We start from the raw sequence: 23,248 nt of genomic DNA on the forward strand, positions 1-23,248 counted from the left end.
CTGTGTCAGACAATGGAAGGCTACTGGTGCTGACGTCTTCGCGAGCAGGCTCGCTCCCACAAAGGGCCGTGCCGATTCAGTGGGAAAGGGCAGCGAGGACTTCAGCGAATGATCCAAACTCCCGATCAACCCCCGGCAACCCCGGCCGCTTCAACACCAGCACCGGCACGCCACGCTCGCGCGCCACTTCGAGCTTCGGCTCAGTCGCGCTGCTGCCGCTGTTCTTGCTGATCAGCACATCGATCTGCCTGCGCTCGAACAGCGCGCGCTCGTCTTCCAGCAGAAACGGCCCACGGGCGCCGATCACTTCGCAGCGCGCGTTGCCGGGATAGACGTCGAGGGCGCGCAGGGTCCAGAACTGGTGTGCCGGGATTTCGTCGAGGTGTTGCAGCGGTTCGCGGCCGAGGGTGAACAGCGGGCGGTGGAACGGTTCCAGGGCGGCGATGAGTTCGGCCCAGTCACTGACCTCGCGCCAGTCATCGCCCGCTTGCGGTTGCCACGCCGGGCGACGCAAGGCCCAGCAGGGGATGCTGGCGAGCTGTGCTGCGCGGGCGGCGTTGGCGCTGATTTGTGCGGCGTACGGGTGTGTAGCGTCGAGCAGCAGATCGACGCCTTCATCGGCGATGAACTGCGCCAGTCCCTCCGCGCCGCCATAGCCGCCGACCCGAACCTGGCAGCGCAAATCGCTCGGCACCCGGCCAACGCCGGCGAGGCTGTAGATATGTTGCGGGCCGAGCGTGCGAGCAATCGCCAGCGCTTCAGTGACACCGCCAAGCAATAGGATCCGTTTCATGCAAAACCTCCGGCATGCCCGACAATCCCGCCTTGACGATCAATGGCAAACACCTCGACCTGCACCTGTGCCGGCACCACGCTGCGGGCGAAATTCAACGCATGGCGGCAAACCTCATCCCCTAAAGCAATGCCCGCCGCGTTGGCCATGGCCAAGGCTTGTTGGCTGGTATTGGCCTCGCGAATGCCTTGCTGCAACGCCGACTCCGCGCCAATCGCCGCCGCCCATTCGGCCAACTGCGGCAAATCGATGCTCGAATGCCGTGAGTGCAGATCCATATGCCCGGCGGCGAGTTTGCTGATCTTGCCGAAGCCGCCGCACAGGCTGAGTTTATCCACAGGCACTTTGCGCAGATGCTTGAGCACCGCGCCGACAAAGTCACCCATCTCGATCAGGGCGATTTCCGGCAGGTCATAGACCCGGCGCATGGTGTCTTCGCTGGCGTTGCCGGTGCACGCGGCGATGTGCAGATAGCCGTTGGTTTTCGCTACGTCGATGCCCTGATGAATCGAGGCGATGTAAGCGGCGCAGGAAAAGGGCCGGACGATGCCGCTGGTACCGAGGATCGACAGGCCGCCAAGAATGCCCAGCCGTGGATTCATGGTTTTCAGCGCCAGTTCTGCGCCGCCCTCGACATTGACTGTAACCTCGAAGCCGCCACCGTAGCCGGTTTCGGCGGCGAGCAAGGCCAGGTGATCGCTGATCATCTTGCGCGGCACCGGATTGATCGCCGGTTCGCCGACGGCCAATACCAGGCCGGGTCGGGTCACCGTGCCGACGCCGACACCGGCGTTGAAGCGAATTCCCGGTTCGGCTGACAGGCGCACCTGTGAATAGAGCAGGGCACCGTGGGTGACGTCAGGGTCATCGCCGGCATCCTTGATCGTCCCGGCTTCGGCGCCGCCCGCGCTCAGGCGACAGAACTCCAGGCGCATCTGCACCTGTTTGCCCTTGGGCAAAGTGATGTGCACCGCGTCGGCAGCGATGCCGGCGAGCAACAGGCGCGCGGCGGCGAGGCTGGTGGCGGTGGCGCAACTGCCGGTGGTGAGGCCGCTGCGCAGGGGCGCGGGTTGTTCGGCGGTTTCGTCACGCATCGAGGGCTTTGACCAGTTCCAGCAGGGTGATCGGCAACGCCTGACGCCAAGTGTCGAACTCGCCGAGCGGCTGCGCCTGGGCGACATGGATGCGCGTCAGCTCACCGCCGTATTGTTCGCGCCAATGCATCAGGGTGACTTCGCTTTGCAGGGTCACGGCGTTGGCCACCAGACGGCCGCCGGGCTTGAGCCGGTCCCAGCAGGTTTCGAAAACACCCTCACGGGTGACGCCGCCGCCGATAAAAACAGCGTCCGGCCGTTCGAGGTTATCCAGTGCTTGCGGCGCCTTGCCACGAATCAGTTGCAGGCCGGGTACGCCCAGCGCATCGCGGTTGTGTTCGATCAATTGCTGACGGCCCTCGTCGGCCTCGACCGCCATGGCACGACAGCTCGGGTGCGCACGCATCCACTCGATGCCGATCGAGCCGCTGCCGGCGCCGACATCCCAGAGCAGTTCGCCGGGTTTCGGCGCCAGGCGGGCGAGGGTGATGGCGCGCACGTCGCGCTTGGTCAACTGGCCATCGTGACGGAACGCCGAATCGGGCAAACCGGCGAGGCGCGACAGGCCGGCAACACCGGAGTCGGCCAGACACTCGACAGCGACGATATTGAGGTCGGCGACCGCTAGGTCGTCCCATTCACTGGCGCTGCGGTCGATACGCCGCTCGGCGGCACCGCCCAGGTGCTCTAGCACAGTCATGCGACTTGGGCCGAAACCACGCTCGCGGAGCAATTGCGCAACGGCGGCCGGGCTGTTGCCGTCATTGCTCAGCAACAACAGACGCACGCCGCTGAACAGATGCGCATTGAGCGCCGCCAGCGGACGCGCCACCAGCGACACAACCGTCACCTCTTGCAACGGCCAGCCCAGGCGCGCCGCCGCCAATGCGCAGGACGAAGGCGCGGGGATGATCGCCATCTCGGCGCTCGGCACCTGACGCGCCAGACTGGCACCGACGCCGTAAAACATCGGATCACCGCTGGCCAGCACGCAGACCGGCGCGCCACGCGACTCGAGCACCGGCGCGAGGGAAAACGGACTCGGCCACAATTGCCGCTCGCCGCCGATGCACGGCGGCAGCAGATCCAGCTGACGCTGGCCGCCGACGATCCGCGAAGCGCCCAGCAGAGCACGCCGGGCATTCTTGCCCAGGCCCTTGAAGCCGTCTTCACCGATTCCCACGATCGTCAGCCAGGGTGACATCTATATTCCTCAAAACGTGGCGTTCCGACGGGCAGACTTTTCATGCCGCCGGACAAAGCAGGCATAATACCGCGCCTTCGCCCGCGAAGCGCTTCTGCCACACAACCGGTCAGCCCCTTGAACGAACGCCCGATGTCCACTGCCTTACGCCCCTCGGCCTGCCCGGGGTTGCTGCGTATCGTCCAGGCACTGGACGGCGGTATCTGCCGGATCAAGCTTGATGGCGGTTCGATCAGTGCCGATCAGGCCGATGCGGTGGCCGCTGCCGCCGAGGAGTTTGCCAGTGGTGCGATCGAAGCGACCAATCGCGGCAATCTGCAGATTCGTGGCATCGGTGCGCAATCTGCAGAGTTGATCGAGCGCTTGCTGGCCGCTGGCCTCGGGCCAAAGAACGCCGCCGGCGATGATGTGCGCAATCTGATGCTCAGCCCGGCCGCCGGCATCGATCGGCAGATGCTGGTCGACACGCGCCCGCTCGCAGGGCAAATCCTCGACACCTTGCAAAGCCATCCGCGCTTCCATGAGTTGAGCGCCAAGTTCGCCGTGCAGCTCGATGGCGGCGAAGCGCTGGCAATGCTCGAACATCCGCACGATCTGTGGCTGTCGGCATTCGAGCGTGACGGCGAAATCCTCTGGGCATTCGGTCTGGCCGGTTGCCCGACTGATCGCCCTCTGGGCGCGGTGAGCCTGGACAATGCTCACGCACTGGTGGTCGCCGTGCTGGAATTGTTCCTTGACCTGGCCCGGCCAGAGCAAACACGGATGCGCCATCTGCTCGACGAGTTGCCCAGGCTCGCGTTCCTTGAGTCGTTGCGCGAGCGCGTATCGCTCAAAGCGATCAGCAACTGGCAGCGCCCGACGTCGGCAGACGCGCTGCACATCGGCGCTCATCAGCAGAATACGCAAGGTCGCTGCTACGTCGGCGCGGTGCCGCCAGTGGGCCGACTTGATCCGGCGATGCTGCGTGGCGCGGCGCAACTGGCCCGACAGTCTGGCGATGGCAGTCTGCGCTTCACGCCGTGGCAGAGCCTGCTGCTGCCGAACGTGAAAGCTACGGATACCGACAACGTGCTTGAGCAGTTGCGGGCGTTGGGTCTGTTGACGACCGAGGCCGAACCGCTGGCTCGCCTGATCGCCTGCACCGGCGCCGATGGCTGCGGCAAAGGCCTTGCCGACACCAAACAGGATGCCCGGCAACTGGCACCTTTGCTGCCCGCAGGGCTCAGCGTGCACCTGTCGGGCTGCTCGCGCTCCTGCGCCGCCGCCCATTGCGCGCCAGCCACGCTGCTGGCCGTCGCCCCCGGTCATTACGACCTCTATTTTCGCGATGCAGCACAGTCCGGATTCGGCACGCTGCACGCCTGCAACCTTACTATTGAAGTGGCCGCGACCCTGCTCGACGCCCGCTCCCGGAGCCCCCTTGATGCTTGATTACATCCGCGACGGTCAGGAGATCTATCGCAACTCCTTCGCGATCATTCGCCGCGAGGCCAATCTGGCGCGCATTCCCGCCGATCTGGAAAAACTTGCGGTGCGGGTGATCCACGCCTGCGGCATGGTCGAGGCCGTCGACGGTCTGCAATTTTCCGAAGGCGCGGGCAAGGCCGGGCGCGATGCACTGGCGGCCGGTGCGCCGATTCTCTGCGACGCGCGGATGGTCTCCGAAGGCGTGACCCGCGCGCGTCTGCCGGCCCATAACCAAGTGATCTGCACTTTGCGCGACGACAGCGTGCCGGAGCTTGCTCGTGAGCTGGGCAACACCCGCTCGGCCGCCGCGCTGGAGCTGTGGCGCCCGCACCTCGAAGGCAGTGTGGTGGTGATCGGCAATGCACCGACCGCGCTGTTCTACTTGCTGGAAATGCTCGACGCCGGCGCGCCGAAACCGGCACTGATCCTTGGCTTCCCGGTCGGCTTTGTCGGCGCTGCCGAATCGAAAGCGGCGCTGGCCGCCGACAGTCGCGGCGTGCCGTTCGTGATCATGCAGGGTCGCCTGGGCGGCAGCGCCATGGCCGCCGCCGCCGTCAATGCCCTCGCCACGGAGATCGAATGATGCAGGCCAAAGGACGTCTGATCGGCCTCGGTGTCGGCCCCGGTGATCCGGAACTGATCACCGTTAAAGCCTTGCGCCTGCTGCGCGAATCGCCGGTGGTCGCGTATTTCGTGGCCAAGGGCAAGAAGGGCAATGCGTTCGGCATCATCGAGGCGCATCTGGTCGAGGCGCAGAATCTGCTGCCGCTGGTCTATCCGGTGACCACCGAGGCGTTGCCGGCGCCGCTGTCGTATGAGCAGGTCATCAGCGATTTCTACGACGAAGCTGCTGTGGCGGTCGCCGAACATCTGGATGCCGGCCGCGACGTGGCGGTGATTTGCGAAGGCGATCCGTTTTTCTATGGCTCCTACATGTACCTGCACGACCGCCTCGCCAGCCGTTATGAGGCCGAAGTCGTGCCCGGCGTGTGCTCGATGCTCGGCGGCGCTTCGGTGCTCGGCGCGCCGCTGGTGTATCGCAATCAGAGCCTGTCGGTGCTTTCCGGCGTGCTGCCCCATGAAGAATTGAAGCGGCGTCTGGCCGATGCCGATGCGGCGGTGATCATGAAACTGGGGCGCAACTTTCCCAAGGTGCGTCAGGTGCTGGAAGAACTCGGTCTCGCCGAGCGCGCGCTGTATGTCGAGCGCGCGACCATGGCCAATCAGAAGATCGTGCCGATGGATCAGGTCGAGCCGATGTCCTCGCCGTACTTCTCGCTGATCATCGTCCCGGGCGAACGGTGGCAAGGTTGATGAGCCAAGCGACTCCCGCCATCGTCATTCTCGGCCAGGGCAGCCTCGCCATGGCGCGGCGCATTCAACAGGTCTATCCGGCGGCGCAGGTCCATGGCCTTACCGGACGGGTTGAAGGCGCCGACAGCAGCTATGAGGAATTCGGCGCGACCCTGCGCGCGTTGTATCAACAGGACACGCCGATCATTGCCCTGTGCGCGGCCGGCATTGTGATTCGCACCTTGGCGCCGCTGTTGGTGGAGAAAGGCGCTGAACCCGCTGTGCTGGCGGTGGCCGAAGACGGCAGCGCGGTGGTGCCGTTGCTCGGTGGCCTCGGCGGGGTCAACGTCATGGCCCGGGAGATTGCGGCGGCGCTGCAAGTGGCGCCGGCGATCACCACCAGCGGCGAATTGCGCTTTGGCACCTGCCTGCTCAATCCGCCAAGCGGCTACGCACTGGCTGATCTGGAATCGGGCAAACGCTTCGTTTCCGATCTGCTCGCCGGGCACAGCGTGCGCATCGAAGGCGCGGCGCCGTGGCTGGATCAGGCGCAGTTGCCGCAGGATCCGCAGGCGCAGCGGTCGATTCATGTAAGCAGTGCGCAGCGGGTGGCCAGTGCCGATGAATTGCTGATTTACCCGCGCAGTGTGGCGGTGGCAGTGAGCGCTGACGTGGCGGATCTGCCGAACGCCATTCGCGCTGCGTTGCAACAGGCCAGCGTCGCCGTGCCAGCACTGGCGTGCCTGGTGGCAGCGGACGCTGAAATGGCCGCATCGAATTTGCGCGAGGCTGCGCTCGAGTTGGGCGTGCCGCTGCGCTTCGTCGCAGCGCAAAACGATCTTCAGGCGTTGGCCCGGGTGGCAGTGCCAGCGGCGAAGGTGATCAGCGCAGAACATCTGGCGATCGCAATGGCCGAGCAACCGCTGGACATCGCGCAGATCGGCCGCCCGCGTGGTCGCCTCGCGGTCATTGGCCTTGGCCCCGGCGCCGCCGAACTGTTGGTGCCCGCGGTGAAAGCCGAACTGGCCCGCGCCACCGATGTGCTTGGCTATGAAACCTACGTGCGCATGGCCGGCCCGTTCCGCGATGATCAGGTGCAGCACTGCACCGACAATCGCGAAGAAATGCAGCGTGCCCGCCATGCCTTCAGGCTCGCCGCCGCAGGCCGCTCGGTGATCGTGGTTTCCTCGGGCGACCCGGGCGTATTCGCCATGGCCGCTGCGGTGCTCGAAGCCCTGCACGAATCGGACGATCCGGCGTGGCACAGCGTTGATCTGGAAATCCTCCCGGGCGTTTCCGCCTCGCTGGCCACTGCGGCTCAGGCCGGTGCGCCGCTGGGCCACGACTTCTGTGTGATGTCGCTGTCGGACAACCTCAAGCCCTGGGCGATCATCGAGAAACGTCTGGATCTGGCCGCCGAAGCGGATCTGGCCCTGGCGTTCTACAACCCGATTTCCCGGGCGCGCCCGTGGCAGTTGGGCCGGGCGCTGGAGATTGTTGCGCAGCACCGCTTGCCTGAAACACCGGTGGTCCTTGGTCGGGACATCGGTCGGCCGGGGCAGACGCTGCGCACCACGACCCTGGGCGCATTGACACCGGAACAGGTGGACATGCGCACCATGGTGTTGATCGGTTCTTCGACCACCTGCACTTTCGCCCGTGCCGGGGGCGGTGAATGGGTGTATACGCCGCGTTGGTATGGTGAAAAACCGCTGTCCTGAAAAACCCTCCGCTCATGCAATTCTCAGCGACGGGAAAGTTTGAGCGGTTGTAAGTCCGATTGAAGTTTCAATTGTTTTCCACCAGCAATAACAAATGGTCATGTCCCACAGGGCAGGGCCATTTTTTATGCCCGACGGTCGCGCCGGTCCGCTAATTATTTCGCTGCCGTTACAGCGTACTGCTCCGGTGTTATCAGATATTGCCGGGGACAAGCTTTGTATTCCTTGTTGTTTGTGTGGCGCGTATTAGCCCACTAGGGTGCTGTGTTCATAGCACTTGTCGAGTGTCGTTCAAATCAATTTACCGCTCTGCAGCGGCGCGAAAGTGTGCGCGGTCAATGAGCCATTTAATAAACAAGGAGTGTGTAATGGCTTTGAAAAACGATTATTCGTTCGGGCGAGCGTTCGTATCTGCGCAAGAGTATTCGGTGATCTCGAGGGCGTTACGGGAGTTCTCTGCCTCGGCGCAGTACCAAGCGCTTAACGACTGTTACCAGCAAGCCAGTCAAACGACCGATCCGGTGTCGTTGTTGACCCTGGCGAGCCTGTTTCAAGAGCAACTTGCAGCGCTGCTCAAACGCAAGAAAACCCCTGTCCCGGTGGCTGTCGATGACATTGCGCGCGGGCTGCAACGTTATCTGTCACGGCTTTCGACGACCGTGGAAATGTTGTCGGGGCTGACCCGGCCGGTTCCGAAGGTCATCCATTTCGTTTGGGTTGGCGGCAGCGAAGTCGGTGTCAATCAGCGCGATTACATGAATATCTGGCGCCAGGTGATGGCGGCTGAGGGTTATCGCTTCAACCTTTGGTACGACAGCGATGCGTTGCTGGCTTTCGAGATGAACCGGGTCATTCTCGACAGTGCCAGGGCTGATGCGATGACGTCCGGTGGCGCTGCACTCAAGCATGCCGGGCAACTGGCGACGATGATTGAAGACCGCGCACGGGTGTTGAAACAGCAGATGTTCGACTACCTCAGCCAGCCGAAGTGGAATGGGCGAGCCGATCAAGCGCGCATCGATCTGATGGTGCGTGCTTATGGCAAGGACCGCGCGACGCTGCAGGCTTTTCGTCAGCGCTGCCTCGACAGCCATCTGGCGATGGTTGGCGCGGATCTGCAATTACGCGATGTATCTCACGCTTTTGCCGATGACTTGCTGGCGGACGTCTACCGTCGCGAAGTGTCGATGCGTGGCAATTTCGCTGCGGCGAGCGATGTAGTGCGCTTGCAGGCGGAACTTCGTGAAGGCGGGCGTTATACCGACATGGATTATCTGCCGCCACTGCTCGACAAGTTGGGCGGTGTCGATATCAGCGATTACAGCCAGACGCAGAAAATCGGTGTTCTGCAACTTCTATTGAACAATAACCCGCAGTTGATGCCTGGACGCGATCCACAGCATTACCCCGACAGAACCGGCAGTCTCCCAGAACAACATAAACAACTTCTCGAGGATTTTGCTCGCAGCAAACCGGACGTGCTTGAACTGTTCGTGCCGCCACAGACCGTGGAGGCCGGCGAGAACGGCTTTCGCATGGGGCTGCAAATCGGCGAAGAAATGAATGCACATTTCATCGCCCAGCCGGGCAGCGGCATGACGATGTCGATCATGCAAGTCATTCGGCTTAATTACGACGTGCTTACTGAAGTTGAAAGACGCATGGCCAACTCGGGATCCGGGTGGGCCGACAGTGAAACCCTGACCACGGTCGCTGCGGCAGTCATTGAAGAGATGTTGGTCAGGTCGAACTTCACCAACTGGAATGAAGCTTATGCCTACCAATTGCTCAAAGCGGTTGTCAGCTATTACCAGGACGGCATTCGTAATGACGCGGGGGGGACGGTAACGCTCACTGGCCCGGGCGCGGCCCTCGCCGGATTGCATGAATACGTCGAAGCCAATTGCGATCCGTTTTTCACTCGTCAGGTGTTGGCGCAACAGCGTTTGCGCGAGGGTTATAACGTCAATACCGAAGAAGAGACCATTTCCGGCTGGATCGTCAGGGGCACGGAAAAAGACTGGCTGGAGATGGAACACGCCCGCTGGGCCGAGGGCAAGCTCAAATCCCGTTATGCCGGACGCTTGTCCGACCTGCTCAGTGATCGAAGCCTGACCTTCGAACGCGGCTGGCCCGTTGTCGAAGGCAAACAGGTGCTGTTGACCGCGGTGCTGCAGCGCTTGATGGATGATCTGGGCGAGCCGTTCATTCGAGCGATGCGAGACAAGCTGAGCGGGGAGGTTACCTTCGATCAAGCCGTGGTCATCGACTTCGACACCCGCCAACAGGTGCTGGCGCAAGGGCCTGTCGTGGTGCCGAGTTCCCGTGGCGCGGATTCCGTCAGCCATCTCAACGAACTGTTCAGCCGCATCGCCCACGGCACGCTGCCGCTGGAGCAACTGAGCCCCGCGATGCGGGTCGTACTCGGGGGGATTTTCGGCGCGACGAGCGTGGACGAGGGCGGCTTCGCCGATACCTGGCAACAGGTGCGCGACCTGGCCATCGCCACCGACCGCGACGGCACTTTCGCGCGCTACGATGCGATTGAAAAAGCCGTGCGCCAGCGCCGCTCGGCGGCGTTCGAGAACGGGCTGGAACGCGACCTGCCGACGGCCACATCGACGACTCGCGAGCTCAAGGTGCAAGCCATGTCCGAGCCGCTGACGCTGCGCCAGTGGGGCGAGCGTATCGGCCAGATCAAGCGCAGCGCCCGGCAGGAGTTTCGCACGCAGATCTTGCAGCGCAGCGGCCAGGTGCGTGAGGTCTTTTTCAAGGCCGGCGCGGTGTCGGTCAAGCAGTTGCCGCAGGATCTGTTGCAGCACAACGCAGGCGACCCGGGGCGCCGCTGTTATCCGCTGGTGCTGCTGATGGGCGCCGCCGTTGCAGCTGGCGAGCCGGCGGAGCGGGCGTTGGTCGGGCATGTCGCCAGCGCCAGCGCGAGTCCCGACGAACTTGGCTCGCGGGCGTTGCGCAGTGCGCTGGACGAACTGCGCGCCTTGCCCACCGGCGAGGTCGGCAGCGCTCGCGGCGTGCAACGCATGGACAGCATCATCGCCGCGCTTGACGCCAGTGCGGCACCTGCGGTGCTGCTGCTCGACACCGGCGACCACGCCCTGCTGCTGGCCAAAGTGCGAACCGGTGAGCACGCGGCCTATCGCTTCTACGACCCCAACTTTGCTCTCTATGGGTTTGCCGATGGTGCGCAGTTGCAGCGTGGCGTAGAGCATTATCTGAGCGCAGACGATAACGCGCTGGCGAAGCTTTATGGTCTGGGCGATGCGGCCAATGCGCCATTCAACGTGATCGAACTGGACACCTCGGCGATCGCCGAACGCAGGCTGTCATCGGATCTGCGCGTGGACAGTTTTCTGCACAACGCAGCACTGGCCGATCCGCAGGGAGCGTCGATCTGGCACAAGCAAGCGCTGGCCCGCACCCGATCTCTGGGCGAAAACGCTCGACTGGGCGCCAGTCTCGCGCAACTGGATGCACGCTACTGGGCCAGCGAGTTCGAGCAGGCGACCAAGCGCTTGCGCCTTGAGCACAAGGTGGCGGGTGATTACGTGCCGTTGCTCGATACCCTCGGCAACAAAGCCGACGGCGGCCACAGCATTACCCTGATCGATCCGCGCAATGCGCAAAACACCCTGACGGTGATCACCCGCGATTCGCGCTTTCAGAAAATCAGGCAATACGTCGAACGACTCGTGCAGGGTGGTGCGGCCAGGCCCGGGCAGACGGCTGACCACGACGGTGGCAGCCGGCTGAGTTTTGCCTTTGCGATCCAGACGCTGATCAGTGAAATGCGCCAGCGCGATTACCGCGCTGGCGATACCGTGCCGGCGTTGACCGTTGCTCTGCAGATCCAGGTGTACGTCAGTTATGCACAGCTGGGCTTTGGTGTCGCCAGCGATGCTGCGCAGATCGTCCAACTGGTGCGTCAGGTAGCAGCGGCCGAGCGGGCGTTGCAGCAGGGCTCATTCGCCGCACGCCTGGCAGGACACGCCGCCACGGGCGTTGGTGTGGCATTTTCCGTGGCCAATATCGGCTTCGACATCTACAACCTGACGCAGGCAGAGAATCATGAGCAGCGAGCGCGGTTCTCCACGTCCCTGGCGTTCAACACGGCGGCGCTGGGTCTGGATCTTGTCGCCCTGGCAGCGGGCGGAACGGTGGGCGCGTTCGCCGCAGCGCTGGCCGTGCCGCTACTGGGCGTGGGTATCGGGGTGGCCGCCATTGCCAGCAATCTCGGGCAGATCATGGACAAGGCTGCGGCCATTGGCGAGCACCTCTCGCAGATTCACGACGCTTATCAGCAATCTTACGAACGCGCTGGTGCGGTCTTGCAGTTCCCCGCTCTGGCCGTGATAACCGAGGTGGATCTGCACAGCAGGAGGGTGGCGTTCGAGGGGCAGAAGTTTTACCCCTGGAAAGGCAGTGCGCTGGAGCTGCCGCAGTACGACGATGATCCAGCCAGGCGACATGCCGCGATCAACATTCCCAGAGCCTTTCAACGGCCTGCTGTCGGCAGCGTCTGGGGGACCTTGCCCGAGGCGCTGGTGCTGCCCTGTTCACCCGTCTGTTACTACGGCTACGAATATCAGCTCGGCAGCGCCGGGGCCGTGCCTTTTTCCACGACCCGCTATCCGCGGTTGCATGACCGCCTGGCACATCAGCTGGAATATGACGCGCTCGGTAACCGGGTGTTCTACCTGTTCAGTACGCCGTTTGCGCCGCACATACTCTACAAGCTGCATCCGGTCTTCATGGCCACGACGATCAAGGTGCAGTTGAGTGCTGAGGTCAGCCAACTGGTGGTTCCGGACCTGCCACCAGAGTGGCGCGAGAAGATTGCCTACCGGATCACCGCACCGCAGGGGCAATACCGGATTCGATTGGCGCCAGGCCTGCTGGCGGTGAATTTCGAACAAGCGCAGGGCTGGGAACGGGTGACATGGACGGTGCAAGCGTCCTGGGCCCGGGTGGAACAGGTCAGCTTTCGGGAAAAGCCACGGGACAGCATCGACAGCGCACCTGACATGGTGGTCGATGGCGTGGTGTTGAATCGTTTCGACGGTGTCATCGAGCTCGCCGAGGGACTGTTCCGGATCGACTGGACAGGCCTCAGCCTGCATCTAATCGGTGTTGTTCTCGACTACGAAAACAAAGCTGCGGATCAGCAGCGCAGCACCAACATGGCAGCCAGCGGCATCCCGGCGCCGGTTCTGCGCTATCTGCGCGCTCAGGTCACAAGCGGGCAATTGACCGCAGCGTATTTGCCGTTACGTAACTTCAGAGTGCCGTTCAATTCGCCCGGCCAGCCAGTGGTGACCACCGGCTATTACGACACTGCGCGGGATCGGGTGCTGTTCGCACGTAATCTGCCGCAGGAAGTCAACGAGGGCGTGGTTCTGGCAGGCGTCAGCGCGGGCCATGCGTGGTTTTATCATCCCGATCATCCATCGCTATGGCGGGTCGATGTGCTGACCGGCACCGTCCAGCATCTCTACCGACTGAAAAATCCGCGTATGGGATCGACGATCATTGGCTGCCAACAACAAGCCGATGGTGCGCTGCGGATTGCGCAGAGGCTGACGGCAGAAGCGTTGCATGGCACTACCACCATCGAGTATCGGATCACCGCTCAGCATGTGGAACTGACGGCTTGCAAGATCACTTTCGCGGCAGAGGATTATCGGTTCGAACCGCGCGAAGCGCTTCGACAAATCGATGCCCCGTTCAGGCACGAATCGCCAGACACGCCCGCCAGCAGCAGCGGCTGGGCTTATGCTCCGTTCATTGTCGTGGAAGGCTATGCCGGGTTGCAGCTGCGCGACCGGGCCTGGCTGAACAAGGCGACGGGCAAGTGCATTCAGGCCGGGCAGGACCGGTCCTGGCCCGAGGACTTGTTGATGCTGACGCCGTCCAATCCTGAAAACAACGCAGTGCTGTTCTATAGCCCGCAGGAGCGGACGATCAGCCGCGGCATCGAACCCCGTGCCGGGCATTGGCAGAATGTGGTGATCGAACACGATGTGGTGGAGGTCACTCAGACCAATCAGCGTTTCATCGCCACCAAGGACGACGGCCGACTGTTCGAAATCGATATCGTCGACGTGCCGGCAGCGGCAGCGATCGACGACGCGATTGTGTTTCAGTACGGGGTACCTTCCCTTGCCCACAGAAGCGATGAGGCGTGGCTCGATCAGGCCGATAAGCCCTCGATTCTCCGCTTCGCCGGTGTCGGGCAGCGTTGGCTGCAGCGACATCCCGATTGGTTGAGCGCATTGCCCGCGTTGGCCACGAAAGCGCCGTTACTGCCGTTGCCGATCTTCGGTCTACGTGATGTGGCAGGTCAGGCTTTCCTGGCGGCATGGTGTGTCGATGGCAGAATCGCTGTGGCCGATATCGGTCAGGGCAAGGAGCTGGCGCTGCTCGGTCTGACCCCGGATCAAAGCGCTGTCTGGTTGCTTGAGGTCAGCGCCGGACAACTTTATCGCCAGCCGCTGATGGCGATCGAAGCACTGCGGGGAGTGTTTGCCGAGGACCATCGCTTGCTGAAACCGCAGGCGCTCGGCAGGCCTGAAAAGGTCTGGACGTCATGGACTTTTGCTGAGGTGCGGCGCCAGGGTGAAGGGCTGGCCGCGCAGACCCTTGATGGGGTGCATCTGCAATTGCTGGATAACCAGCCGGCAATGATCGTAGGCGTGGAAAATCGCTGGTCTCATGTGCCGGGGCACAGCGATCAACAGTTACGTGCGCGCCTGCGAGCATTGTTGCACGGGCATGCCCACGCGCCTGTCGTACAAGTGGCAAGTGCAACCGGACGCTATCTGTATTACCTGCCGCAACTTGACCGGCTGTTCGATCTGGCCGGTCGCAGTGACGGACAGTGGTCGGCATTCCTCGGTACGCGCGGGTCGAAGCAGCCGATGCTGTTCGACCCGGTCGACCAGTTGATTTTCAGCGCCGGCCCGAACGACGGCGTCTGGCTGCCCGGCAGTTATGCCCATCGCGACGCCGAAGTCCTGGCGCTCGAGGTGGGTGATGACATGACAGAGATCGAGCCATTGCTGCCCGAAGGCGTCGCCAGGCTGCTGCTGGCTTACGGTGCGCAGACCTCGGGTTATCGGCTGTCGCAAGCGTCCTTCCAGCGCCTGGACTGCATCGTGGTCGATGGGCGACAGGCTTCAGGTGCTGAAACGGCAGAACCTTGCCTGCTGGATCTGGATCTGGACGAGTGCGGGCATTGGTGGATGTCGCGGGTCGATGACGATGTGGTACTGACCGATCCGGACTCCGGGCACAGTCTGATCTTGCGTAATTTCGACGGACAACGCCCACTGCTACTGATGCTGCCCATTGCCGGGCGGCCACACACGTTCACGCTGGCTCAAGGGCTGCAAGCGTTTGCCACTGTGCGCGGCGCAGAAGCAACGGTCAGCCTGACAGCGCTGATCGCAGCGCTGCGCTGAGGTCGCTCCGCACAGCAAAACGCCGCGAACGGTGACCGTACGCGGCGTTTTGTTGTGGCGGTTGCATTGCGGCAATGCTCAAGGCACCAGGTAACCCTTCACACCGGTAAAGATGATTTGTGCTGCCAGCGCGCAAACAAACAATCCCATCAAGCGGCTGACAATCTGCAAGCCCTGATCGCCGAGAATCCGCTCGATGCGATTGGACAGGTACAGCACCACACCGACAGTGAAACTGGCGAGCGCAATACTCATGATTGCGGTGAGCTTGTCGTCCCAGTGTGGCTGGCTGACGCCCATTACCAGCAAGGCGCCGATGGTGCCGGGGCCGACCGTCAGCGGAATGGTCAGCGGCACGATGGTTACATCCTGCTGCACGTTATCGGCCTGCACCGCCGGTTTGCCCTGAGCCATGCCCAGCGCGGATATGAACAACACGCTGCCGGCACCGATGCGGAAGGCGTCCACGGTGATGCCGAAGACATCGAAAATCACCCGCCCGAACAAATACAGCAGAACACTGGAAATCAGTGTGGCGAGGGCGACCTTCCACGCCAGACGCCGCTGTTCCTTGCGCGAATAGCCACGGGTCAGGCTGATAAAGCAGGACAACACGAAGAACGGGCTGTAGAGCACCAGCATCTTCAGATAAACGCTGAACAACACATGGAGCATGATGCAAGCTCACTGGCGATGGAGTCGGGGGGAGTCTATCAGGCACCGGACAATCTGTCGGTTTACGACGGCTGGGTCGTGGCCCGGTTCTGCTGATCGCGTTCGGCGACCCAATGCTCGATCAGTTCACGCAGTTGTGACAGCTCCACCGGTTTGGACATGTGCCCGTCCATGCCGGCCTGGCGTGCGCGTTCTTTATGTTCGGCGAGAATGTGCGCGGTGAGGGCGACGATCGGTGTGCGGATGCGCTGATTGCTGACTTCCCAGGCGCGCAGTTGCTGAGTGGCTGAGAAGCCATCGAGGATCGGCATTTCGCAGTCCATCAGCACCAGGTCGTAACGCTGGGCCTTCATCGCTTGCAGCGCTTCTTCGCCATTGCTCGCGGTGTCCGGTTGCAGATTGAGCTTGCCGAGCATGCCACGGATCACTTTGGTGGAAATGGTGTTGTCTTCGGCGACGAGGATGCGGAAGTCGCTCGGCACTTTCGCAGCAGTGGCCGCCGTAACGACTTGCGGCTGGAACACCACCTGGCCCTTGTTGCGCTGATTGAGTTCGTCCGCCAGCGTGGTCTTGAGCGTATAACCGGCCACCGGTTTGGCCAGTATTCGTTTGATCCCCGAATTGCGCGCAATGATCTTGCTCGGCGCGTTGCTGATGCCGGTGAGCATGATCAGCAGAATGTCGTGGTTCAGGCTCGGGTCTTCCTTGATCTTCGCCGCCAGTTGCATGCCGGTCATGCCGGGCATGTTCTGGTCGAGCAGAACCACGTCGAAGTAATCGCGCAGGTGCGCCTTGGTGCGCAGCAGCGCCAGCGCTTCCTTGCCCGACGGCACGGCGCTGACATTCAGGCCCCAGGCGCTGCATTGCTGTACCAGCACTTTGCGGCAGGTGTCGTTATCGTCGACCACCAATACCCGCGCGCCTTGCAGCGGGCTGTCCAGATCGGATGTCGGGTGTTCGAGGCGATCCGGGTCCAGCGGCAGGGTCAGCCACAAGGTGCTGCCCTGAGTGGCGCCGCTCTTGATGCCGAACTCGCCCTGCATCAGACGGATCAGTTGGCGCGCAATCACCAGGCCGAGATTGCCGCCCAGGCGATTGGCCGAGAGGAAGTGCTTGCTGTGCAATTCGGCGTGCAACAGTGCTTCGCGCTCTTCCGGCTCCATCGGCACGCCGCTGTCCTGCACGGCAATGCGCAGGCGCGGTTTGCTGCTGCGCTCGTCCAGTGCAACGACGATCAGCACTTCGCCTTCTTCGGTTTTCTTCAGGGCGTTTTCCAGCAGGCTCAGCAAGGTCTGGCGCAGGCGCGTCGGATCGCCGCTGATCACCCGTGGCACTTGCGGCTGGATGAAGCTGATCAGCTCGACGTTCTGTTGCTCGGCTTTGGCCCGGTAGATGCTCAGGCAATCATCGATCAGGGCGTTGAGGTCGAACTGCACGTCATCGAGTTCGATCTGCCCGGATTCGAGCTTGGAGATGTCGAGGATCTCATTGATCAGCGTCAGCAGTTCGTTGCCGGCGCTGTGGATGGTCTGCACGTAATCGCGTTGCTTGACCGACAACGGCGTGCCCAGCAGCAGCTCGGTCATGCCCAGTACGCCGTTCATCGGTGTGCGGATTTCGTGGCTGATCTTGGCGAGGAATTCGGCTTTGGCGTTGATTTCGGCGTTGCTTGCCGCGAGGTCGCGGCTGATGCTGAAACGGCTTTCGGTGATGCTGCGCTGTCGCTCGCCCAAGGCAATGCTCATCAGCAGGCCGCTGATGCAGATGAATACCATCAGCGTCATGATCAGGCCTTGCGGCGTGACCAGTGTCAGCCCCAGCAGCGCCGGCAGGATAACCAGGGTGCCGATGTTGAACACGACCATGGCGGCGACGAACAGACGCGCCGGGCGATAGCCTTTTTGCCAGTGATAGAAACCCACCAGCAACATGCTCAGGCCGGCCAGTGCGACCAATGCGTAGGTGATGATGTTCAGCGGCAAGGTGTTGACGAACAGCAGCAACAGGCTGCACGTGACGATCAACAGAATGTCGCCCCACAGCAGTTTGTTCAGCGCGTGCTGGCCCAGTGGTGCAAAGAAGCGCAGGGCGAACATCAACCCGGCTGGGGCGGTCAGCAGCAGTGCCAGATAAGCGCCCGGCGTTTGAATGGCTTGCCAGTTCGGCAGCCACGGACCGGCGAGGTTGAGCAACAGAAACAGACTCAGCCCCAGCAGGCCTTCACAGATCGCCAGCCACAGACTGCTGCGCGAGCGCGAGTAGGCGTAGCGCACCAGGTTGTGCAGCAGGAGCATGGCGAGGCAGCCGAACAGCAGGCCGAAAATCAGCGTCTGCTTCTGATCGGCTGCGCCCTCGATTGCCGCTTGCAGGGTGATGTGCGGGCGTAGCTGATGGCCGGAGACCATGCGTACGTAGACGTCCAGCGGCTTGTCGGCCTGGGGCAGGGGCAGCATGAAATCGCTGCTTGGCAAAGGATGTTCGGCCTGCGGCCGTTCGTTGCCGGTATTGCGTTGCTCGATCAGCCGGTCGCCGTCAAGCACGTAGAGATTGAGTTGGGACAGGTCGGGGGCAAAGATGCGCAGCACTTGTTCGTGCTTGCCCGGCGCCAGTTTGAAGCGCAGCCACAGGGCGCCGTCGGGTTCGGCCGCGGTCAGACGGTCAAGCTCGATGGGGCTGAATTGATTGGTGTAGCGAGCGGAGCGGATGTCGCTCAGTTGCAGGATGCCCTGATCGTCAAGCAATACCGACCAGCCACTGCCTTGCGCGGCCTGGGCCGGGAGCGTGCAGAGCAAGGTCATCAGCGTGACGGTGAAGCTTATGGCAATCCTGAGCCAGCGCACGGCGAAATCCCTTCGTAGGTTGATGCCAGAATATAACGATGCGCGACGACCGAACAGCCCGGCGAGGAATGGCATCCCGCGCCGGGCCTGATGGATCGCTTACTCCTGGGTTTCGCCGCGTTCACGGGCAATGGCGCGGTAGCCGATGTCCTTGCGGTAGAAGCAGCCTTCCCAGTCGATGGCAGCGGCCAGTTTGTAGGCCTGCTGCTGAGCTTCACCCACGGTGGCGCCCATGGCCGTGGCACACAGTACACGACCACCGGCAGTAACGACCTGACCGTCCTTCAACGCGGTGCCGGCGTGGAAGACTTTGCCTTCCAGGCCCGCCGCTGCATCCAGACCGTTGATCGCTGCGCCTTTGGCGTAGTCGCCCGGGTAGCCGCCAGCGGCCAGCACGATGCCAACGCTCGGACGCGGATCCCATTGCGCTTCGATCTTGTCCAGCGCTTGCGCCAATGCGGCTTCAACCAGCAGCACCAGGCTCGATTGCAGACGCAGCATCACCGGTTGGGTTTCCGGATCGCCGAAGCGGCAGTTGAACTCGATAACCTTCGGATTGCCGGCCTTGTCGATCATCAGACCGGCATAGAGGAAACCAGTGTAGACGTTACCTTCGTCGGCCATGCCGCGCACGGTCGGCCAGATCACCTGGTCCATCACGCGCTGATGCACGTGGGCGGTGACCACCGGGGCAGGGGAGTAGGCACCCATGCCACCGGTGTTCGGGCCGCTGTCGCCGTCACCGACGCGTTTGTGGTCCTGGCTGGTGGCCATCGGCAGCACGTTCTTGCCGTCGACCATGACAATAAACGAAGCCTCTTCGCCGTCGAGAAATTCTTCGATCACCACGCGCGAACCGGCGTCGCCAAACGAGTTGCCGGCGAGCATGTCACGCACGGCGTCTTCGGCTTCGGCCAGGGTCATGGCGACGATCACGCCTTTGCCGGCAGCCAGGCCATCGGCCTTGATCACGATCGGCGCGCCTTTCTCACGCAGATAAGCCAGGGCCGGCTCGATCTCGGTGAAGTTCTGGTAATCGGCGGTCGGGATCTTGTGGCGCGCGAGGAAATCCTTGGTGAAGGCTTTCGAGCCTTCCAGTTGCGCAGCACCGGCGGTCGGACCGAAGCAGTCCAGGCCGCGGGAGCGGAACAGATCGACCACGCCAGCCACCAGCGGCACTTCCGGGCCGACGATGGTCAGGGAAACGTTTTTCTCGGCGAAGTCAGCCAGTTGCTCCAGCGCCAGCACGTCGATGGCGACGTTCTCGCACTTGGCTTCAATAGCGGTGCCAGCGTTGCCCGGTGCAACGAAAACCTTCTGCACACGCGGATCCTGAGCCACTTTCCAGGCCAGAGCATGTTCACGGCCACCGCTGCCAATGATCAAAACATTCATTTCAAAAACCTCGGATGACGCTAATTCTGTGGGGGCTGATCGTTCCCACGCTCCGCGTGGGAATGCCTCTACGGACGCTCCGCGTCCGAGGGACGCGGAGCGTCCCGGGCTGCGTGCCCACGCAAAGCGTGGGTACGATCAAGCAAAATAATCAGTGACGGAAGTGGCGCATGCCGGTGAATACCATTGCGATGCCGGCTTCATCAGCAGCAGCAATCACTTCGTTGTCACGCATCGAGCCGCCCGGCTGGATCACCGCAGTGATGCCGACCTTGGCCGCATTGTCCAGACCGTCGCGGAACGGGAAGAATGCATCGGACGCCATGACCGAACCGGCCACCTGCAAACCGGCGTGCTCAGCCTTGATCGCAGCGATACGCGCTGAGTTGACGCGGCTCATCTGGCCGGCGCCGACACCGATGGTCTGGCGATTCTTGGCGTAGACAATGGCATTGGATTTGACGTATTTGGCGACTTTCCAGGCGAAGATCAGGTCGTGGATTTCCTGTTCGGTCGGCGCGCGTTTGGTCACCACTTTCAGGTCATCGGCGCTGATCATGCCGATATCGCGGCTCTGCACCAGCAGGCCACCGTTGACGCGCTTGTAATCCCAGGCAGCGGCGCGCTCAGCCGACCACTCGCCGCAGGCCAGCAGGCGTACGTTGGCTTTCGCGGCAACAATGGCACGGGCTTCTTCGCTGACCGATGGGGCGATGATCACTTCAACGAACTGGCGCTCGACGATCGCTTTGGCGGTCTCGGCATCCAGTTCACGGTTGAAGGCGATGATGCCGCCGAACGCCGACTCGGTGTCGGTGGCGTAGGCCAGTTCGTAAGCCTGACGGATGCCGCCTTCAGCGTCCGGGCTGACCGCCACGCCGCACGGGTTGGCGTGCTTGACGATCACGCAGGCTGGCTTGACGAAGCTCTTCACGCATTCCAGCGCCGCGTCGGTGTCGGCGACGTTGTTGTACGACAGTTCTTTGCCTTGCAGCTGGGTGGCGGTGGCGATGCCGACTTCGGCAGGCTTGGCTTCCACGTAGAACGCCGCGCTCTGGTGCGGGTTCTCGCCGTAGCGCATTTCCTGAGCCTTGATGAACTGGCTGTTGAAAGTGCGCGGGAATTCGCTGCGACCTTCAGTGCTCAAAGTTTCAGCGGCCTGGTTCACGGTGCCCATGTAGTTGGCGATCATGCCGTCGTAGGCGGCGGTGTGTTCGAAGGCCTTGAGCATCAGGTCGAAACGCTGGGCGTAGGTCAGGCCGCCGGCCTTGAGGTTTTCCAGGACGCTGGCGTAATCGCTGGCATTCACCACGATGGCCACGTCTTTGTGGTTTTTCGCTGCGGAACGGACCATGGTTGGCCCGCCGATGTCGATGTTCTCGATGGCGGTCGGCAGGTCGCAGCCTGGCTTGTTGATGGTCGCTTCGAACGGGTACAGGTTGACCGCTACCAGATCGATCGGCTTGATGCCGTGCTCGTTCATGATCGCATCGTCAGTACCGCGACGACCGAGGATGCCGCCGTGGATTTTCGGGTGCAGGGTTTTCACCCGACCGTCCATCATCTCGGCGAAACCGGTGTAATCCGCGACTTCCACTGCGGCAACGCCGTTGTCACGCAGCAGCTTGAACGTTCCGCCGGTGGAGAGGATCTCGACGCCCAGAGCTTCGAGCTCCTTGGCGAATTCGAGGATCCCGGTCTTGTCGGAAACGCTGATCAAGGCGCGGCGGATCGGCAGGCGGGTAGTCTGGTCGGTCATCTCAATTTCCATCAAAAGCAAAGGAAGTCAGCAAAAAAGGCGACCGTTTTTTACGCGGGCGCCTTTCTGGTTTGATTGAATGCTTACAGCAGATCGTACTGCTTGAGTTTCTTGCGCAGCGTGCCGCGGTTCAGTCCCAGCAGCTCACTGGCCTTGGTCTGGTTGCCCTTGACGTAGTTCATCACGCTTTCGAGCAGGGGCGCCTCGACTTCGGACAGCACCAGGTTGTACACATCCGTGACGGACGCGCCCTCAAGGTGGGCGAAATAATTGTGCAGCGCCTTCTCGACACTCCCGCGAAGGGTCTGGCCTTCTTCGCTCGGCGTGTTGAGGTGCTGTTTCAAATTCACGTTGTCGCTCACGGGTGTTGTTCCACTCACTAAAGTCTCGGTCATCATCGTCATGCGGCCACCCCTTCTTCGTCCCCTGTCAGGCTCTTGTAACGCTCGGCGAAGAACTCCCGAACGTCGGCGCATTGTGTTTCCGTACCATCCAAACGATTGAAACGGGCGCGAAACTCCCTGGCGCCCGGCAAGGTTGCGAGATACCAGCCCACATGCTTGCGGGCAATGCGCACGCCCATCACGTCGCCATAGAAGGCGTGAAGGGCAGCCAGATGCTCCAGCAGGATGCGTTCCACTTCGCTCAGTTCCGGCGCGGGCAATTTCTCGCCGGTGCGCAGGAAGTGATCGATCTCGCGAAAAATCCATGGCCGCCCTTGAGCGGCCCGGCCTATCAGCAGGCCATCGGCACCGGTCGCATCAAGCACGTATCGGGCCTTTTCCGGCGAATCGATATCGCCATTGGCAAACACCGGGATCGACACCGCCTGCTTGATCGCGGCAATCGTGTCGTACTCGGCTTCCCCTGTGTACAGATCGGCGCGCGTACGGCCATGTACGGCCAGCGCTGTGATCCCGGCCTGTTCGGCGATCTTCGCCACGTTCAGACCGTTCTTGTTCTCGCGATCCCAGCCCGTGCGGATCTTCAGGGTGACCGGCACATCAACCGCGGCCACTACGGCCTGCAGGATCTCGGTCACCAGTGCTTCGTCTTTCAGCAACGCGGAGCCGGCGGCCTTGTTGCAGACCTTCTTGGCCGGGCAACCCATGTTGATATCGATAATCTGTGCGCCCAGCTCGACGTTGGCCCGTGCCGCATCGGCCAGCATCTGCGCGTCGCCACCGGCAATCTGCACCGAGCGCGGCTCGGGATCGCCTTCGTGGATCATGCGCATGCGCGACTTGCGGGTATTCCACAGGCTCATGTCGCTGGTGACCATTTCCGAGACTACAAGCCCTGCGCCCAGACGCTTGCACAGCTGACGAAAGGGCTGGTCGGTGACGCCCGCCATCGGGGCGAGAATCAAACCGTTCTGCAATGTATATGGGCCGATGCGTACCGCCGACATAGGACTTCCCTGAAGTGGGGCCGGATCATGAGAGTTCGAAAAAGGGTGGGCATGATACCCGCTCTCGATGACTGGTTAAAGGCTGAATTGAACAAAATCTGAACAGTTATTCTGTTATCGC

Annotated in this window: 14 protein-coding genes; 5 read left to right on the top strand and 9 right to left on the bottom strand. The window is 62.3% G+C overall.

Going from position 1 to position 23,248, the window contains the following annotated elements; genetic code table 11:
• Positions 1-76 precede the first annotated feature (76 nt).
• The 3 genes from AAEZ10_RS18665 to cbiE are packed head-to-tail and all read right to left on the bottom strand — an operon-like array spanning position 77 to position 3,091.
• Positions 77-793 carry a cobalt-precorrin-6A reductase gene (locus tag AAEZ10_RS18665; protein WP_243242454.1) on the bottom strand — a complete coding sequence of 239 codons (717 nt, stop codon included), beginning with the start codon at positions 791-793 and terminating at the stop codon, positions 77-79.
• Positions 790-1,887, bottom strand: coding sequence for a cobalt-precorrin-5B (C(1))-methyltransferase (locus AAEZ10_RS18670; RefSeq protein ID WP_243242455.1), 1,098 nt, complete (start codon positions 1,885-1,887; stop codon positions 790-792). The genes AAEZ10_RS18665 and AAEZ10_RS18670 overlap by 4 nt, the downstream gene beginning before the upstream one ends.
• Positions 1,880-3,091 carry a precorrin-6y C5,15-methyltransferase (decarboxylating) subunit CbiE gene (cbiE, locus tag AAEZ10_RS18675; protein ID WP_350570431.1) on the bottom strand — a complete coding sequence of 404 codons (1,212 nt, stop codon included), beginning with the start codon at positions 3,089-3,091 and terminating at the stop codon, positions 1,880-1,882. Before cbiE ends, AAEZ10_RS18670 begins: the two co-directional genes overlap by 8 nt.
• A 132-nt stretch (positions 3,092-3,223) precedes the next feature.
• Here cbiE and cobG point away from each other — a divergent pair, with 132 nt between their 5' ends.
• From cobG to AAEZ10_RS18700, 5 genes are all read left to right on the top strand, one after another.
• The gene (gene cobG, locus AAEZ10_RS18680) at positions 3,224-4,522 is read left to right on the top strand and encodes a precorrin-3B synthase (RefSeq protein WP_350570433.1); all 1,299 of its coding nucleotides are present in this window, start codon (positions 3,224-3,226) and stop codon (positions 4,520-4,522) included.
• Positions 4,515-5,141 (top strand): precorrin-8X methylmutase, encoded by a 627-nt coding sequence (locus tag AAEZ10_RS18685; protein WP_073471771.1) that lies wholly within the window; start codon positions 4,515-4,517, stop codon positions 5,139-5,141. The genes cobG and AAEZ10_RS18685 overlap by 8 nt, the downstream gene beginning before the upstream one ends.
• Complete coding sequence (locus AAEZ10_RS18690) at positions 5,138-5,872, top strand: precorrin-2 C(20)-methyltransferase (protein ID WP_370695113.1); 735 nt, start codon at positions 5,138-5,140, stop codon at positions 5,870-5,872. The genes AAEZ10_RS18685 and AAEZ10_RS18690 overlap by 4 nt, the downstream gene beginning before the upstream one ends.
• Positions 5,872-7,572 carry a precorrin-3B C(17)-methyltransferase gene (gene cobJ / locus AAEZ10_RS18695; protein ID WP_350570435.1) on the top strand — a complete coding sequence of 567 codons (1,701 nt, stop codon included), beginning with the start codon at positions 5,872-5,874 and terminating at the stop codon, positions 7,570-7,572. The genes AAEZ10_RS18690 and cobJ overlap by 1 nt, the downstream gene beginning before the upstream one ends.
• A gap of 368 nt (positions 7,573-7,940) precedes the next feature.
• Positions 7,941-15,047: a TcdA/TcdB pore-forming domain-containing protein gene (locus AAEZ10_RS18700; RefSeq protein ID WP_350570437.1), complete on the top strand. Its 7,107-nt coding sequence runs from the start codon at positions 7,941-7,943 to the stop codon at positions 15,045-15,047.
• A gap of 78 nt (positions 15,048-15,125) precedes the next feature.
• Here the strand turns inward: AAEZ10_RS18700 and tspR are convergent, their stop codons facing one another.
• The 6 genes from tspR to dusB all read right to left on the bottom strand — a co-directional run bounded on the left by tspR (position 15,126) and on the right by dusB (position 23,127).
• Positions 15,126-15,722, bottom strand: a complete 597-nt coding sequence (gene tspR, locus AAEZ10_RS18705) for a type III secretion system genes modulator TspR (RefSeq protein WP_016771870.1) — start codon at positions 15,720-15,722, stop codon at positions 15,126-15,128.
• A gap of 62 nt (positions 15,723-15,784) precedes the next feature.
• Positions 15,785-18,562, bottom strand: coding sequence for a hybrid sensor histidine kinase/response regulator (locus AAEZ10_RS18710; protein ID WP_122610421.1), 2,778 nt, complete (start codon positions 18,560-18,562; stop codon positions 15,785-15,787).
• Positions 18,563-18,661: 99 nt separating this feature from the next.
• A complete protein-coding gene (gene purD / locus AAEZ10_RS18715; RefSeq protein WP_350570439.1) occupies positions 18,662-19,957 on the bottom strand; it encodes a phosphoribosylamine--glycine ligase in 1,296 nt (431 codons plus the stop codon).
• Positions 19,958-20,108: 151 nt separating this feature from the next.
• Complete coding sequence (purH, locus tag AAEZ10_RS18720; protein ID WP_122699750.1) at positions 20,109-21,716, bottom strand: bifunctional phosphoribosylaminoimidazolecarboxamide formyltransferase/IMP cyclohydrolase; 1,608 nt, start codon at positions 21,714-21,716, stop codon at positions 20,109-20,111.
• A gap of 83 nt (positions 21,717-21,799) precedes the next feature.
• On the bottom strand, positions 21,800-22,120 hold the full coding sequence (fis, locus tag AAEZ10_RS18725) for a DNA-binding transcriptional regulator Fis (RefSeq protein ID WP_002555375.1): 321 nt from the start codon (positions 22,118-22,120) through the stop codon (positions 21,800-21,802).
• Complete coding sequence (gene dusB / locus AAEZ10_RS18730) at positions 22,117-23,127, bottom strand: tRNA dihydrouridine synthase DusB (RefSeq protein ID WP_016771866.1); 1,011 nt, start codon at positions 23,125-23,127, stop codon at positions 22,117-22,119. Before dusB ends, fis begins: the two co-directional genes overlap by 4 nt.
• Positions 23,128-23,248: the final 121 nt, after the last annotated feature.

The sequence above is a fragment of the Pseudomonas sp. H26/SER47-MNA-CIBAN-0231 genome, from assembly GCF_040310465.1.
Classification (GTDB): domain Bacteria; phylum Pseudomonadota; class Gammaproteobacteria; order Pseudomonadales; family Pseudomonadaceae; genus Aquipseudomonas; species Aquipseudomonas atacamensis.

Excerpts from the sequence above, each read along its gene's own strand:
- cobG (WP_350570433.1), top strand. The coding sequence starts at position 3,224 with ATGTCCACTGCCTTACGCCCCTCGGCCTGCCCGGGGTTGCTGCGTATC.
- purD (WP_350570439.1), bottom strand. The coding sequence starts at position 19,957 with ATGAATGTTTTGATCATTGGCAGCGGTGGCCGTGAACATGCTCTGGCC.
- AAEZ10_RS18700 (WP_350570437.1), top strand. The coding sequence starts at position 7,941 with ATGGCTTTGAAAAACGATTATTCGTTCGGGCGAGCGTTCGTATCTGCG.
- dusB (WP_016771866.1), bottom strand. The coding sequence starts at position 23,127 with ATGTCGGCGGTACGCATCGGCCCATATACATTGCAGAACGGTTTGATT.
- AAEZ10_RS18670 (WP_243242455.1), bottom strand. The coding sequence starts at position 1,887 with ATGCGTGACGAAACCGCCGAACAACCCGCGCCCCTGCGCAGCGGCCTC.
- AAEZ10_RS18690 (WP_370695113.1), top strand. The coding sequence starts at position 5,138 with ATGATGCAGGCCAAAGGACGTCTGATCGGCCTCGGTGTCGGCCCCGGT.
- tspR (WP_016771870.1), bottom strand. The coding sequence starts at position 15,722 with ATGCTCCATGTGTTGTTCAGCGTTTATCTGAAGATGCTGGTGCTCTAC.
- AAEZ10_RS18685 (WP_073471771.1), top strand. The coding sequence starts at position 4,515 with ATGCTTGATTACATCCGCGACGGTCAGGAGATCTATCGCAACTCCTTC.
- cobJ (WP_350570435.1), top strand. The coding sequence starts at position 5,872 with ATGAGCCAAGCGACTCCCGCCATCGTCATTCTCGGCCAGGGCAGCCTC.
- cbiE (WP_350570431.1), bottom strand. The coding sequence starts at position 3,091 with ATGTCACCCTGGCTGACGATCGTGGGAATCGGTGAAGACGGCTTCAAG.
- fis (WP_002555375.1), bottom strand. The coding sequence starts at position 22,120 with ATGACGATGATGACCGAGACTTTAGTGAGTGGAACAACACCCGTGAGC.
- AAEZ10_RS18665 (WP_243242454.1), bottom strand. The coding sequence starts at position 793 with ATGAAACGGATCCTATTGCTTGGCGGTGTCACTGAAGCGCTGGCGATT.
- purH (WP_122699750.1), bottom strand. The coding sequence starts at position 21,716 with ATGACCGACCAGACTACCCGCCTGCCGATCCGCCGCGCCTTGATCAGC.